This is a genomic window from Streptomyces sp. NBC_00299, from assembly GCF_036173045.1.
Taxonomy (GTDB): domain Bacteria; phylum Actinomycetota; class Actinomycetes; order Streptomycetales; family Streptomycetaceae; genus Streptomyces; species Streptomyces machairae.
The window spans coordinates 5,481,675-5,495,706 of record NZ_CP108039.1 but is presented as its reverse complement, the minus strand read 5'-3'; the positions used below and the strand labels follow the sequence as shown (position 1 = coordinate 5,495,706).

The following is a 14,032-nucleotide window of genomic DNA, read 5'->3' as shown; positions in this document are numbered from 1 at the left end:
GCTGTTCGTTCCACAACCTGCGTCTGCGAGGAGAGGCTCCGCGGTGAGCGAGAAGAAGGATCCGGGCATCTGGGACGGCTTCAAGGCCTTCCTGATGCGCGGGAACGTCGTCGATCTGGCGGTAGCGGTGGTCATCGGCGCCGCGTTCACCAACATCGTCAACGCGGTGGTGAAGGGGATCATCAACCCGCTGGTCGGAGCGATCGGCACCAAGAACCTCGATCACTACAGCTCGTGCCTGAGCTCGACGTGCGAGGGCGAGCAGGGCATCCAGATCCTGTGGGGGACCGTCCTCGGCGCGGCCCTCAGCTTCGTGATCACCGCGGCCGTCGTCTACTTCCTGATGGTCCTGCCCATGGCGAAGTACCTGGCCCGCGTGGAGGCCCGCCGCAAGGCCAAGGAGGGCGCGCAGGAGGTCATGGAGGTGACCGAGCTGGAGGTGCTGAAGGAGATCCGCGACGCGCTGGTCGCCCAGCGCGGCTCGGGGCACAACCAGCAGTAGGGGCTCAGAGATGGTGGGGCGGCTTCTCGTCGAGGAAGCGCTTCAGGTCGGCCGCGCTGTCGCCGCCGGTACCGGGCCGCTCGCCCCACCCACGGTCCGTGTCGTCCGAGGACTGCTGGTCCAGCGGGTCGTCGAAGACCAGCGCGGGCTTCGGTTCGCGCGGCTCGGGGGCGGAGGCGGTGCTCATGTGTCCAGGGTACGGCCCGCGCGGCGGTGACCCCCGCCCTCGCACACGGGTGATCCCTTAGGGGAGAAATTCCCCGCACCATCTGCTGTGCTTGTCCTCATGACGTCCAGTTCCACTCCCGCGTCGGGCTCTCCCCGCCCACCCGGACACCGCCGCCCGCTGCGCAGGCTCACCGCCCGTGGCCGGGGTGAGGAGCACCGGGTCGCCACTCCGCTGGAGCTCTTCTTCGACCTGTGCTTCGTCGTGGCCATCGCCCAGGCGGGCATCCAGTTGGTGCACGCGGTCGCCGAGAGCCACGCGGGCCAGGGGATCCTCGACTACGCGATGGTCTTCTTCGCCATCTGGTGGGCCTGGATGAACTTCACCTGGTTCGCCTCCGCCTACGACAACGACGACGTCCTCTACCGGGTCGTCACCCTGATCCAGATCGCCGGTGTGCTGGTCCTGGCGGCCGGGATCTCCCGGGCGTTCGAGGACCACGAGTACCTGGCGGTGCTGCTGGGCTATGTGATCATGCGGCTGGCCCTGGTGGGGCAGTGGCTGCGGGTGGCCAGGTCGAGTGAGGGCCCGGAGCGGAGAATGGCCCTGCGGTACGCCGGTGGCGTGCTGCTGTGCCAGATCGGCTGGGTGGGCCTGGTGCTCCTGCCCGAGGGCGCCAGACCCTGGCTGTTCCTGGTGATGGCGATCCTGGAGATGTGTGTGCCGCCGTTCGCGGAGAGGGACCACCCCACGTCCTGGCATCCACATCACATCGCCGAGCGGTACGGGCTGTTCACGATCATCGTGCTCGGCGAGACCATCGCGGCGGCCACGGTGGCGGTGAAGACCGGCATCGACGAGAACGACGCGCTGGGCGACGTGCTGCCGATCGCCGCGGGTGGGCTGCTGATCATCTTCGCCGCCTGGTGGATCTACTTCGTGGTGCCGATCCACGGCCATCTGCGCTCCAACAGACAGGCGTTCCTGTGGGGCTACGGCCACTACGTGGTCTTCGCGTCGGCGGCCGCGATCGGCGCGGGGCTGGAGGTGGCGGTGGAACAGACCGTGGGCAAGGCGCACATCTCTACGCTGGCCGCGTCGGCCGCGGTGACCCTGCCGACGGCGCTCTATCTCCTGACGGTCTGGGTGCTGCACTCGCGTTACTTCAAGGTGGGCATCTCCCAGCAGCTGGTGCTGCCGACCGCGGCACTGCTGGTGATCTGCTGCACCTTCCTGGGCGATTGGGCGGTGCTCGTGGCCGGCATCGTCACGGCGCTGGCGGTGGTGACCGGGGAGACGCTGACGGCCCGTAGGGCAGCCCGAGGGTACGGGGCGACGGCGGAGACGCCGCTCGCCTGACACGTGGGGATGGTCGGGCGCCGGCCGCCCCACCGGCCCCGTCTGGCCGGACTTCACGGGAGCGCACCGGTGGCTGGACGAGACTGGGCCCATGACAGTTGACGCACTGACAGATGTCGCCGGGCTGCGGGTGGGGCATGCGACGCGCACCGGCGACGGTTGGCTGACCGGCACCACGGTCGTCCTGGCGCCCGAGGGCGGGGCCGTCGCCGCCGTGGACGTACGCGGCGGCGGTCCCGGCACCAAGGAGACGGACGCCCTCGATCCGCGCAACCTCGTGCAGAAGGTCGAGGCGATCGTGCTGACGGGGGGCAGCGCGTACGGGCTGGACGCGGCGTCCGGGGTGATGGCCTGGCTGGAGGAGCAGCGGCGCGGGGTGCGGGTCGGGGTGGATCCGGCGCATGTCGTGCCGGTGGTCCCCGCCGCCTGTGTCTTCGATCTCGGGCGGGGCGGCGACTTCCGGGCGAGGCCCGACGCGGCCATAGGGCGGGCAGCGGTCGAGGCGGCCGCGGCGAGCGAACCCGGCGATCCGGTGCGGGAGGGCTGTGTGGGCGCCGGCACGGGGGCGACGGTGGGTCCGATCAAGGGCGGGATCGGCACCGCGAGCGTCGTCCTCGACTCGGGGATCACGGTGGCCGCGCTGGTGGTGGCGAACGCGGCGGGGTCGGCCGTGGATCCCGAAACCGGGGTCCTGTACGGGGAGTTGTTCCAGGGGCGCGTGGACTACCCGGAGGAGAGTGTCCACGAGGCCGCGCGCCGGAGCCTCGCCGACATCGCGGCGAAGAACGCGCCGCCCCCGCTCAACACCACGCTCGCCGTGGTCGCCACCGACGCGGACCTGACGAAGGCGCAGGCGCAGAAGCTGGCCGGCACTGCGCACGACGGCATCGCGCGGGCCGTACGGCCGGTGCATCTGCTCAGCGACGGGGACACCGTGTTCGTGCTGGCCACCGGGGAACGCCCGCTGGACGCCGGGCAGCCCCTGGCGCTGAACGAGCTTCTCGCGGCGGGCGCGGACACGCTGACGCGGGCGATCGTGCGGGCCGTGCGGGCGGCTGTGCCGGTGGACGGGCCGGGTGGAGTGTGGCCGTCGTACGGGGAGTTGTACGGGGAACGGTGACGGGCAGGGGTAATGAGGACCGGTAATGGGGAACGGTAACGGAGCCTCCCGTGCGGGCGCCGCGGGCGATTGTCCCGGTTGTGTCACGTGATGGCGTTCACGGCGCACGTGGGGAACCCGGTCCCGTGGCGGTGGCCTCTTCCACCGTGGAACGGAACGGATCCCGCAGATCGCATGAAGATGGAGTATCTCGTGACTACGCCGGACATAGCAGCGCGGCGCGCAGTGGGGGCCTGTGCCGCCCTGATGATCGGCGCTCTGACGCTCACCGCCTGCGGTGGGAGCGCCAACGCCGACCACGGGGACGGAAAGGGCGGCAGTGATTCGTCCAGGACTTCCGCAGCGCAGATCGCGATCTCGGCGAAGGACGGCTCGACAGGGGCGTCGATCAACTCGACCGGCGTCAAGGTCAGCGACGGCGAGCTGACCGAGGTGAAGATGACGGTGGCCGGGAGCGGGCAGGCCGTGCCGGGCTCCCTGGGCGCCGACGGGGTCAGCTGGAAGCCGAAGGAGCAGCTGGAGCGGGGGACGAAATATCAGATTTCGGCCACCGCGAAGGACGCCGACGGGCGCAGTGCTGCGGCCGACTCGACCTTCACGACCGTGTCCAAGGACAACAGCTTCATCGGGACGTACACGCCCGACGACGGCACCACGGTCGGTGTCGGCATGCCGGTGTCGTTCAACTTCGACAAGGCGATCAGCAACCAGAAGGACGTGCAGTCGCACATCTCCGTCACCTCCAGCAGCGGCCAGAAGGTGGTCGGGCACTGGTTCAACGGGCAGCGGCTCGACTTCCGGCCCGAGGAGTACTGGAAGGCCGGCTCCAAGGTCACGATGAAGGTCGACCTGGACGGCGTCGAGGGCGCGAACGGCGTCTACGGCGTCCAGAAGAAGACGGTCACCTTCACCATCGGTCGCTCGCAGGTCTCCACGGTCGACGTCAACAAGCAGACGATGACGGTCGTGCGCGACGGCAAGACGGTCAAGTCGGTGCCGATCTCGGCGGGCAGCTCGGAGTTCTCCACCTACAACGGGCAGATGGTGATCTCGGAGAAGTACAAGAAGGTCCGCATGGACAGCCGCACGGTCGATCTCGCCAACGCGTACGACATCAAGGACGTGCCGAACGCGATGCGGCTGACGCAGTCGGGGACCTTCCTGCATGGCAACTACTGGTACAACCAGGGCAACCCGCCCTTCGGCCGCCAGGGCACCAGCCACGGCTGCGTCGGGCTGCAGGACATGAAGGGCGGACAGGGGGACACCCCCGCCAAGTGGTTCTACGACAGCTCGATCCTCGGTGACGTGGTGATCGTCAAGAACTCCCCCGACAAGACCGTGACGCCGGACAACGGACTCAACGGCTGGAACATGTCGTGGAACGAGTGGGTCGCGGGCAGCGCTGCCTGACCCACTGAAGTACCGTCCGAGCAGGGATTCTTGACAGTTCATCGGGCCGCGCGGGAAGTTCTCGCGCGGCCCTCGCGTTTTACCGGACGTACGTTTTCTCGGTTCCCGGACATGATGTCCGACCGAGGGGCTACGGTATGCACCCACAAGGTGACATGCAGCAACGCCGGGAGAAACCTTGAGCGTTCCGTACGAGACGGCAGCGTACGAACCACCCGAGTCGCCGGAGTCTCCGGAGGAGCACCTCGCGCGACTCCTCGGCCGTGCCCTGAACTCGTTCGAGCTGCCCGACGAGACGATACGGCGGCTCGACTGTGCACTGGCTCACGACAGCTCGCTGCACTCCGCGCACCACAGCGCGGGGCTGCATCGCGAGACGTACCGGCACACCTGGCTGCTCGCCGACGGGTCGGCGCTCACACTGTGGGAGCTCGTCCACAACACCGCGCGGGGCCGCGCCGCTCAGCACGAGGTGTACGTCGACGAGGAGGAGCTGCGCGCCGCGACCGGGCGGCTGCCGATGCCGCCGGACGCGCCGGACTTCGAACTGCCGGTGACGGTGCAGCTGTCGCCGATCCCCGCGCCCCGGCACGCCTATGTGCCGGACGACTCGGCGGACCACGCGCGCCGACTGCTGCGCCGCGCGGAGAACCCGGACCGGCCGGACGCGGCCACGGCCGCCCTGCTGACCACAGCGTGCGCGCACCAGATCACCCAGGCCTTCGGCCGCCCCGGCCGCTCGGGCCGCCGCGGACTCTGCTTCTCGCTCTACGAGCACGCTTTCCTGCTCCGCGACGGGCAGGAGGTCTCCCTCTGGGAGGTCGAGCACACGGCGACACCCGACGGCCGTCACATGTGCGAGGTGTACACCAGCGAGGACACGGCACGCGCCGCGATGGAACGGCGGGCCGCGCAGGTGCAGTAGGGGGTGCGGGTGCCGCGGGGGCGGCGCGAGCACCGGAAGCGGAGCCGGACGCGCGGCGAGCGTGGATGCGCCGCTAACGCGGCAGGTGCCGCAGGCGCGGCGAGCGGAGGTGCCGCACACCCCATCGGCGTGGCCCTTCAGGCGGCGCAGTCGGTCAGCGGCTGTCGTCGAGTTGGCGTACCAGGCCGGCGAAGGCGTCCAGTTCGGCCGGGGTCAGTTCCACGGCTTCCTGGGCGGGGGCGGTCTGGCGCTGGTGCGGGAGGCCGGGGAGTGCCCCGGGGGTGGCCTCGGGGCGGGTGCGGCGCAGGAGGCGGGCCAGCCCCATCACCCACAGCACGGCCGCCAGGGCGAGGACGACCGGGCCCAGCAGCTGGATGATCGAGACGTTCTCAGGCATACGCTCCAGTAGACAACACGGTCCGGGCCATTGGGCCCGGACCGTGACGTATATCGCAGGTGCCGTGAACAACTCACAGCGCACCAAAGGGAACAAGCTGGCGGCTTGGCCCGTGGAGGGCTTATGCCGGCACCGGCTGCTTCGCCTCCGTGGTCGTGGCCGCCGAGGGCTCCGAGGACGCGGCGCCCTCCGGGGTCGTCCTGCGCATGCCCTTCAGGACGATGACCAGGCCCGCCGTGACCGCCGTACCGGCCGCGATGGCCAGCAGGTAGAGGAACGGCTTGCCGATCAGGAAGGTGACCCAGATGCCGCCGTGCGGGGCGCGCAGAGTCGAGCCGAAAGCCATGGTCAGCGCGCCGGTGACCGCGCCGCCCGCCATGGAGGCGGGGATCACGCGCAGCGGGTCGGCCGCCGCGAACGGGATCGCGCCCTCGGAGATGAAGGAGGCGCCGAGGACCCAGGCGGCCTTGCCGTTCTCGCGCTCGGCATGGGTGAAGAGCTTCTTGCGGATCGTGGTGGCGAGGGCCATGCCGAGCGGCGGGACCATGCCGGCGGCCATCACGGCGGCCATGATCTTCATCGCGGAGTCGCTCGGCGCAGCGACCGAGATGCCGGCCGTCGCGAAGGTGTAGGCCACCTTGTTGACCGGGCCGCCGAGGTCGAAGCACATCATCAGGCCGAGCAGGACGCCGAGCAGGATGGCGTTGGTGCCGGAGAGGCTGTTCAGCCAGTCGGTCAGGCCCTTCTGCGCCTCGGAGATCGGCTTGCCGATCACCACGAACATCAGGAAGCCGACGACCGCCGAGGAGACCAGCGGGATCACCACCACCGGCATGATGCCGCGCAGCACCGGTGGGATGCTGATCCGCTGGATGCCGAGGACGACCCCACCCGCGATGAGACCGGCGACCAGCCCGCCGAGGAAGCCCGCGCCGATCGTCACGGAGATCGCACCGCCGACGAAGCCGGGCACGAGTCCGGGGCGGTCCGCCATGCCGTACGCGATGTATCCGGCGAGGACCGGGACGAGGAAGCCGAAGGCCGCCGCGCCGATCTGGAACAGCAGCGCGCCCCAGCTGTCGACCTGCCCCCAGTCGAAGTGCTCGGTGACCGACTTGGCCTCGTTGATCTGGTAGCCGCCGATCGCGAACCCGAGGGCGATCAGCAGACCGCCCGCCGCGACGAACGGGACCATGTAGCTCACGCCGGACATCAGCCACTTGCGCAGCTTGGTGCCGTAGCCCTCGCCGGGCTCGCCCGTGCGCTCGACCGGCGTGCCGTTGCCGGGCCGGGCGGCCGCGGTGGTCTCGCCGCGCTCCGCCTTGGCGCGGACCTCGGAGATGAGTTCGGCGGGGCGGTTGATGCCCGCCTTCACGCCGACGTCGACGGTCGGCTTCCCGGCGAACCGGTCCTTCTCCCGTACGGCCACGTCGTGCGCGAAGATCACGCCGTCCGCCGCCGCGATGACCGCCGGGTCGAGCCGGGTGAAGCCGGCCGAGCCCTGCGTCTCGACGACGAGTTCGACGCCCGCGTCGCGGCCCGCGTTCTCCAGTGACTCGGCCGCCATGTAGGTGTGGGCGATGCCGGTCGGGCAGGAGGTGACGGCGACGATCCGGAAGGGGCGGTCAGCGCCGGGAGCGTCGGGAGCGTCGGAGGAGGAGGTACCCGTGGCGTCGTCGGCGGAGGCCGCCACCGACGACGCCACGGAGTCTTGGGAGGCTCCGGGGCCTTCGGAACCGGCGGTGCCGGCCGGCCCCTCCGCCTCGGCTGCCCCTTCCGCCTCGTGCTCCTCCCCCCGGATCAGCGCCGCCGCCGACGCCGCATCCCCCGCCGCCCGCAGCGCGTCCGTGAACTCGGGGTTCATCAGCTGCCGGGCCAGCGACGACAGGATCGTCAGGTGCGCGTCGTCCGCGCCTGCCGGAGCGGCGATCAGGAAGATCAGGTCGGCAGGGCCGTCCGCGGCGCCGAAGTCGATGCCGGCGGCGCTGCGCCCGAAGGCGAGCGTCGGCTCGGTGACGTGCTCGCTGCGGCAGTGCGGGATGCCGATGCCGCCGTCTAGGCCGGTCGGCATCTGTGCCTCACGGGCGGCGACGTCGGCGAGGAAGCCCTCCAGGTCGGTCACCCGGCCCAGGGCCACCATGCGCTCGGCGAGGGCGCGCGCCGCCGCGTCCTTGGTGTGGGCGGACAGGTCGAGATCGACCAGGTCCGCGGTGATCATGTCGCTCATCGCGGGCTCCTTCGCACGCGTATCGCCCGGGGAGTCTGGTGGGCGGTGAAGGGGACGGGGGTGCCGTGGGGGGCGGCATGAATGCGGTGGGGGGACGCGGGGACAGGGGAGGCGAGGTCGGGGAGAACCCGCCTCCCCCTTGCGGCAGAGCGGCTCAGGTTGCCCTGCCGTCCGTCGGTGGCCGTAAGTAACGCCGAGCCTTGCCGGTCACGGTCCGGATCGGCAAGAACTGTGACAACCGCGACATTCGTCATGACGCCGGCTCCTTCAGTACGCGGTCCACCGGCACCTCGGCCGTGACCGTCACCGCGGTCGGGTCCAGATCGGCCGGCGAGGGCATCACGCTGCCGGGCAGCTGTACGGCTGCCGCGCCGTGCGCGACGGCGGAGGCGAGCGCCTCGGGCCCGGCTCCCCCGGCGATCAGAAAGCCGGCGAGGGAGGAGTCACCGGCGCCGACATTGCTGCGTACGACGTCCACGCGTGCGCTGCCGAACCAGGCGCCCGAGCCGTCCACGAGCAGTTGCCCGTCGGCGCCCAGGCTCGCCAGTACGGCGCCGGCGCCCATCGCGCGCAGTTCCTCGGCGGCCTTCAGCGCGTCGCCCACGGTGGTCAGGGGGCGCCCGACGGCCTCCGAGAGCTCCTCGGCGTTCGGCTTCACCACGTCGGGCCGGGCACGCAGCGCTTCGAGGAGGGCGCGTCCGGAGGTGTCCAGCGCGATCCGTGCGCCGCCCGCGTGCGCCCGGGTGACGACATCTGCGTACCAGGACGGGGCGAGCCCCCGGGGCAGGCTGCCGCAGCAGGCGATCCAGTCGGCGTCGCGCGACTGCTCGCGGACCGTCTCCAGGAGGAGCTCCTGCTCGGCGGCCGACAACTCGGGGCCGGGCGCGTTGATCTTCGTCAGTACGCCGTCCGACTCCGCGAGCGCGATGTTGGACCGGGTGGCGCCGGCGACCGGCACCGGCGCGACCTCGATGCCCTGCGCGTCGAGCAGGTCGGCGACGAGCGCGCCGGGCGCGCCGCCCAGGGGCAGGACCGCGACCGTGCGCTGCCCGGCGGCCGTGACGGCGCGGGAGACGTTCACGCCCTTGCCGCCCGGGTCCATGCGCTCGCCGGTGGCGCGTATGACCTCGCCGCGGTCGAGGGCCGGGACCTCGTAGGTGCGGTCCAGGGACGGGTTCGGGGTGACGGTGAGGATCATGCGCGCACTACTTCCGTGCCGCCGCGCTCGATCGCGGTGGCGTCTTCGGGGCTCAGCCCGCTGTCGGTGATCAGCAGGTCCACATCGCTCAGGTCACCGAAGCGGGCGAAGTGCTCCTGGCCGTGCTTGGAGGAGTCGGCGAGCAGCACCACGCGGCGGGCCGCGGCCACCGCGGCGCGCTTCACGGCGGCCTCGGCGAGGTCCGGGGTGGTCAGACCGTGCTCGGCGGAGAAGCCGTTGGCCGCGACGAACAGGACGTCGGCGCGGATCTCGCCGTACGCACGCAGCGCCCAGGCGTCCACGGCGGCGCGCGTACGGTGCCGTACCCGCCCGCCGACCAGGTGCAGCTGGATGCCGGGGTGGTCCGCGAGGCGGGCCGCGATGGGCAGGCTGTGCGTGACGACGGTGAGGGACGCCTCCAGCGGCAGCGCGGCGGCCAGGCGGGCCACCGTCGTACCGGCGTCGAGGATCATCGTGCCCTCGGTCGGCAGCTCGGCGACGGCCGCCTTGGCGACCCGGTCCTTCTCGTCGGCCGCCGTCGACTCGCGCTCGGCGAGATCCGGCTCGAAGTCCAGGCGCCCGGCCGGGATCGCGCCACCGTGCACTCGGCGCAGGAGTCCGGCGCGGTCGAGGGCCTTCAGGTCACGGCGGATCGTCTCCGCCGTGACCTGGAACTCCTCGGCCAGCGACAGGACGTCCACTCGGCCGCCGTCACGGGCGAGGCGGAGGATCTCCTGCTGCCGCTCCGGTGCGTACATGTCCGTTCGCCTCCGAACTGTGCCCGAACTTGTGGTTTCAGCGGGAGGCTACGCCTGGATTTCCGGAAAGTAAACAGGTTCGGGCCCAATCGGGCATGAACGGGAATGCCGAGGGGCCCGGCACCGAAGTGCCGGGCCCCTCCCTCGCTCTCGGGATCCGCTCCGAGGTTCCGCCGGCCGGTCCCGCTCTCAGGGCACCAGCACGGGCTCCTTCTCCGATGCCGGCGACGGCTCCTCCCCCGCTCCCTCGACGTGCTGCGCGGGCCGCTTCGGCAGCGCGAACATCAGCAGGAAGATGACGGCCATCACCGCGGCCACCCAGCCCAGCGCGTGCTGGAAGCCCTCCACGAAGGCCGCGCCCACAGCCGGCCGCTGCGCCGCCTCGGCCAGCTGATCGTCGATGACGCCGAAGAAGACGACGGACACCAGGCCGAGGCCGAGCGCGTTGCCCATCTGCTGCACGGTGTTGATCAGGCCCGACGCCGAACCGGAGTGCTCACGCGGCACCTCCGACAGGATCGCGTCCGTCAGCGGGGCCACGATCAGGCCCATGCCGACGCCCATGACGATCAGTGGCAGGGCCATCTGCCAGGGCGCGATGGAAAGGCCGTAGCGCTCGGACTCCCAGATGTAGAGCAGGACGCCGAGCGCCATCACCAGCGCGCCCGTCTGCAGCACCATGCGGCCGAAGCGCGGCACCAGTGCCTGCACGGACATGCCGGCCGCCACCGAGACCGCGATCGAGAAGGGGATCCCGGTCAGGCCCGCCTTGAGCGGGCTCCAGCCCAGGCCGAACTGCATGTACATCGTCCAGACCAGGAAGAAGATGCCGAGCGCCACACCGAACACGGTCTGCACCGCGATGCCCGCCGCGAAGCTCTTCACCTTGAACAGCGACAGTTCGACGAGCGGGGAGCCGTCGCGACCGGCCTTGTGCCTCTCGTACGCCACCAGCACCGCGAGGACGACGAGCGCGCCCGCCATCGACACGTACCCCCACAGCGGCCAGCCCAGCTCACGGCCGCGGGTCAGCGGGTACAGCAGCATCAGCAGGCCGAGCGTGACGAGGGCGACGCCGACCAGGTCCAGCTTCAGGGCCTTCGGCGCCTTGGACTCGGTGATGTAGCGGCTGCCGAGGATCAGGCCCGCGATGCCGACCGGGAGGTTGATGAGGAAGATCGGGCGCCATTCGAGACCGAACAGGTTCCACTCCGTGAGCAGAGCGCCGAGCAGCGGGCCGGTGACCGCGCCCAGTCCCACGACCGCTCCGAACAGGCCGAAGACCTTGCCGCGTTCGTGCGCCGGGAACGTGGCGTGCACGATCGACAGGACCTGCGGGACCATCAGCGCCGCCATCGCGCCCTGCAGGATGCGGGAGGCGACCAGCATCTCCGGGTTCGCCGCGAAGCCGCACAGCGCCGAGGCGATGGTGAAGCCGCCGATACCGATGAGGAACAGCCGCTTGCGGCCGTGGATGTCACCGAGACGGCCACCCGTGATCAGACCCGCGGCGAAGGCGAGCGCATAACCGGCGGTGATCCACTGGATCTGGCTGAAGCTCGCGCCGGCCTCCCGCTGGATGGAGGGGATGGCGATGTTGACGATCGTGACGTCGACGAGGTCCATGAAAGCCGCGGTCATCACGATCGCCAGAGCGAACCATCGACGGCGGTCGCCTGGGGCGGGCTGAGGTGTGGGTGACGTTTCGGAGGAGGTCATGCATCGAAGATAGGACCGCATTAGGTCGGATCGTGTCCTACTTGTGGGGGATCCTCGGATACATGACGACGGATACTCCGGCACGGCTCCTGACTCTCCTCTCCCTTCTTCAGACGCCCCGCGAATGGCCCGGCGGTGAGCTCGCCGACCGGCTCGGGGTGTCCCGGCGTACGGTGCGGCGGGACATCGACCGGCTACGGGAGCTGGGATATCCCGTGCAGGCGAGCATGGGCGCCGACGGCGGCTACCGGCTTGTCGCGGGCAAGGCGATGCCGCCGCTCGTCCTCGACGACGAGGAGGCGGTGGCGATCGCGGTCGGGCTGCGGGCGGGGGCCGGGCACGCGGTCGAGGGGGTGGAGGAGGCGTCCGTGCGCGCGCTGGCGAAGCTGGAGCAGGTGCTGCCGTCGCGGCTGCGGCACCGGGTGTCCACGCTGCAGGCCGCGACCACGCCGCTGACCAGTGGGGACGGGGCGAGTATCGCGCCCGAGACGCTGACGGTGATGGCGGCGAGTGTGGCAGGGCAGGAGCGGTTGCGCTTCGCGTACCGGGCGGGGGACGGGGCGGGGTCGCGGCGGCTGGTCGAGCCGTATCGGCTGGTGTCGACGGGGCGGCGCTGGTACCTCGTCGCGTACGACCTCGACCGGGGGGACTGGCGGACGTTCCGGGTCGACCGGGTGAGCGAGCCGTTCGCCACGGGGGCGCGGTTCGCTCCGCGGGAGCTGCCCACGGGGAGTGCGGCGGAGTATCTGCGGCAGTCGATGTGGCGGCGGCAGGAGTCGTACGAGTTCGTGGTCACGTTCGCGGCGTCCGCCGAGGTGGTGGGGGCTCGGTTGCCGGGGTGGCTGGGGGTGCCCGAAGCGGTGGGGGCGTCGCAGTGCCGGTTGCGCGGGAGCACGAGTGATCCCGTGGACTGGATGGGGGTGCGGTTGGCGATGGTGGGGTGTGAGTTCGTGGTGGAGTCGCCGGGGGAACTGGCGGCTGCTGTACGGGAGTTGGGGGGGCGGTTGAGCCGGGCGGGGGCCTCGGCCTCCGGCGGCGAGGCCGGGGATGCCTGCGGCGGCCCGCTCGGGTGAGTGGGGGTTCGCGTAGCGCCTGCGGGTTCGTTGTGGGGCGGGGCCGTGCCGGGGGGTGTCCGTCCTCGGACGGGCGGTGGACCTCTCTCAAGAGGTGCTGGTTCTTGACGCCCGCCGCTGCGGGCGGACACCCCCCGGCACGTCCCCTTTCCGCCGTACGCGGGTGCCGCGCCGACTCACCTCAGCTTTGTGGCTGTACGTCGTCCCATGGGAAGTCCCTCAGCGACTCGAGGTTGTGCATCGCCAAGGCCGCCGGGCCCTCCGGGCCCTCGGGTGGGGCGTCGCCTGCTGCCCAGGCTTCTACGGCCACTCGTATGGAGGCGGCGGCCACTGCGGCTGCGAAGTGGAGGGAGGGGGAAGGGCGTTCGGCAACGTTGTCGTCGGTGCCGGGGGGCGCCGACCTCGCGGCAAGCACTTCCGCCAGTGTCGTCTCCGACTCGTGGCAGACCTCCGCCCATACCTTTCTGAGCGCGGGGCTTGAGATGGCCAGGCGGACCAGGGTGCGGACCCAATCCCAGGAGGCTGTTGAGACTGCGGTGCCGGGGGTGAGGGTGTGGAGGGCCGCGTGTTCCAGGGCCTGGGGCAGAGGGAGGTCGGTCGGGGCCTTGCGGACTGCCTCCGACCAGCGGGCGGCGCCGGCCGCGTAGAGGGGTGCCACCGCCTCTTCCTTGGTGGCGAAGTAGCGGTAGAAGGTGCGCGGGGCGATGCCGGCGGCCTGGGCGATGTCCTCGGCGCGGGTGGCCTTCAGGCCACGTTTCACGAAGAGGCCGGCCGCGGCGCGGGCGATCTCCATGCGGGTCGCCGCCTTGCGTCGCTCCGTGAGGGACGGGGAGGAAGCGGGGGTGGGACTGCTCACACTCGGCAGGCTATGCCCATGTGGCACAATCTGCCATTCGGGTGGGCCACCCCGTGGTTCAGGTACGGGGTGACCCGCCCTTTCAGGCCTGCCCCGGCGCGAAAAAGAGCCGGGCCCCGGCACCCAGGGGGGTTGGGCGCCGAAGCCCGGCTCGGGGAAAGTCCCGGCGCCGGGGGGAGTGCGTCGGGACTTGGTCGGTGGGACCCGGTGCGTTGCGGGTCAGTGTCCTCGGAGGCTGAACTCCCTTGCCTTGAGGTCTTGTTCCCGGGGTCCTGTCGGTTGAAAGCGGCGATACGCGCCATGTTTGCGCGGTCTTTCG

At 71.1% G+C, this 14,032-nt stretch carries 13 protein-coding genes; 6 read left to right on the top strand and 7 right to left on the bottom strand.

Annotation, left to right across the window (positions count from 1 at the left end):
* Positions 1-43 precede the first annotated feature (43 nt).
* Positions 44-502 carry a large conductance mechanosensitive channel protein MscL gene (gene mscL, locus OHT51_RS24515; protein ID WP_328881070.1) on the top strand — a complete coding sequence of 153 codons (459 nt, stop codon included), beginning with the start codon at positions 44-46 and terminating at the stop codon, positions 500-502.
* 4 nt (positions 503-506) lie between these two features.
* Here mscL and OHT51_RS24510 read toward each other — a convergent pair whose 3' ends face one another.
* On the bottom strand, positions 507-689 hold the full coding sequence (locus OHT51_RS24510) for a hypothetical protein (protein ID WP_328881069.1): 183 nt from the start codon (positions 687-689) through the stop codon (positions 507-509).
* Positions 690-788: 99 nt separating this feature from the next.
* On the opposite strand from OHT51_RS24510, the gene OHT51_RS24505 reads away from it, so the two are divergent.
* The 4 genes from OHT51_RS24505 (at position 789) to OHT51_RS24490 (ending at position 5,485) form a co-directional block, all read left to right on the top strand.
* On the top strand, positions 789-2,027 hold the full coding sequence (locus OHT51_RS24505; protein WP_328881068.1) for a low temperature requirement protein A: 1,239 nt from the start codon (positions 789-791) through the stop codon (positions 2,025-2,027).
* 91 nt (positions 2,028-2,118) lie between these two features.
* The gene (locus OHT51_RS24500) at positions 2,119-3,147 is read left to right on the top strand and encodes a P1 family peptidase (protein ID WP_328881067.1); all 1,029 of its coding nucleotides are present in this window, start codon (positions 2,119-2,121) and stop codon (positions 3,145-3,147) included.
* Between the two features lie 192 nt (positions 3,148-3,339).
* Positions 3,340-4,560 (top strand): L,D-transpeptidase, encoded by a 1,221-nt coding sequence (locus tag OHT51_RS24495; RefSeq protein WP_328881066.1) that lies wholly within the window; start codon positions 3,340-3,342, stop codon positions 4,558-4,560.
* 178 nt (positions 4,561-4,738) lie between these two features.
* Positions 4,739-5,485 (top strand): DUF6227 family protein, encoded by a 747-nt coding sequence (locus tag OHT51_RS24490; protein ID WP_328881065.1) that lies wholly within the window; start codon positions 4,739-4,741, stop codon positions 5,483-5,485.
* Positions 5,486-5,639: 154 nt separating this feature from the next.
* Here OHT51_RS24490 and OHT51_RS24485 read toward each other — a convergent pair whose 3' ends face one another.
* The 5 genes from OHT51_RS24485 to OHT51_RS24465 all read right to left on the bottom strand — a co-directional run bounded on the left by OHT51_RS24485 (position 5,640) and on the right by OHT51_RS24465 (position 11,784).
* The gene (locus OHT51_RS24485; RefSeq protein ID WP_328881064.1) at positions 5,640-5,882 is read right to left on the bottom strand and encodes a hypothetical protein; all 243 of its coding nucleotides are present in this window, start codon (positions 5,880-5,882) and stop codon (positions 5,640-5,642) included.
* A 121-nt stretch (positions 5,883-6,003) separates the two neighbouring features.
* A complete protein-coding gene (locus OHT51_RS24480; protein WP_328881063.1) occupies positions 6,004-8,109 on the bottom strand; it encodes a PTS fructose transporter subunit IIABC in 2,106 nt (701 codons plus the stop codon).
* Between the two features lie 250 nt (positions 8,110-8,359).
* The gene (gene pfkB, locus OHT51_RS24475; protein ID WP_328881062.1) at positions 8,360-9,307 is read right to left on the bottom strand and encodes a 1-phosphofructokinase; all 948 of its coding nucleotides are present in this window, start codon (positions 9,305-9,307) and stop codon (positions 8,360-8,362) included.
* Positions 9,304-10,065 (bottom strand): DeoR/GlpR family DNA-binding transcription regulator, encoded by a 762-nt coding sequence (locus tag OHT51_RS24470; protein WP_328881061.1) that lies wholly within the window; start codon positions 10,063-10,065, stop codon positions 9,304-9,306. The genes pfkB and OHT51_RS24470 overlap by 4 nt, the downstream gene beginning before the upstream one ends.
* A 189-nt stretch (positions 10,066-10,254) precedes the next feature.
* Positions 10,255-11,784: an MFS transporter gene (locus OHT51_RS24465; RefSeq protein ID WP_328881060.1), complete on the bottom strand. Its 1,530-nt coding sequence runs from the start codon at positions 11,782-11,784 to the stop codon at positions 10,255-10,257.
* A 62-nt stretch (positions 11,785-11,846) separates the two neighbouring features.
* On the opposite strand from OHT51_RS24465, the gene OHT51_RS24460 reads away from it, so the two are divergent.
* Positions 11,847-12,857, top strand: a complete 1,011-nt coding sequence (locus tag OHT51_RS24460; protein ID WP_328881059.1) for a helix-turn-helix transcriptional regulator — start codon at positions 11,847-11,849, stop codon at positions 12,855-12,857.
* Positions 12,858-13,038: 181 nt separating this feature from the next.
* Here OHT51_RS24460 and OHT51_RS24455 read toward each other — a convergent pair whose 3' ends face one another.
* Positions 13,039-13,650, bottom strand: a complete 612-nt coding sequence (locus OHT51_RS24455) for a TetR/AcrR family transcriptional regulator (protein ID WP_443052727.1) — start codon at positions 13,648-13,650, stop codon at positions 13,039-13,041.
* Positions 13,651-14,032: the final 382 nt, after the last annotated feature.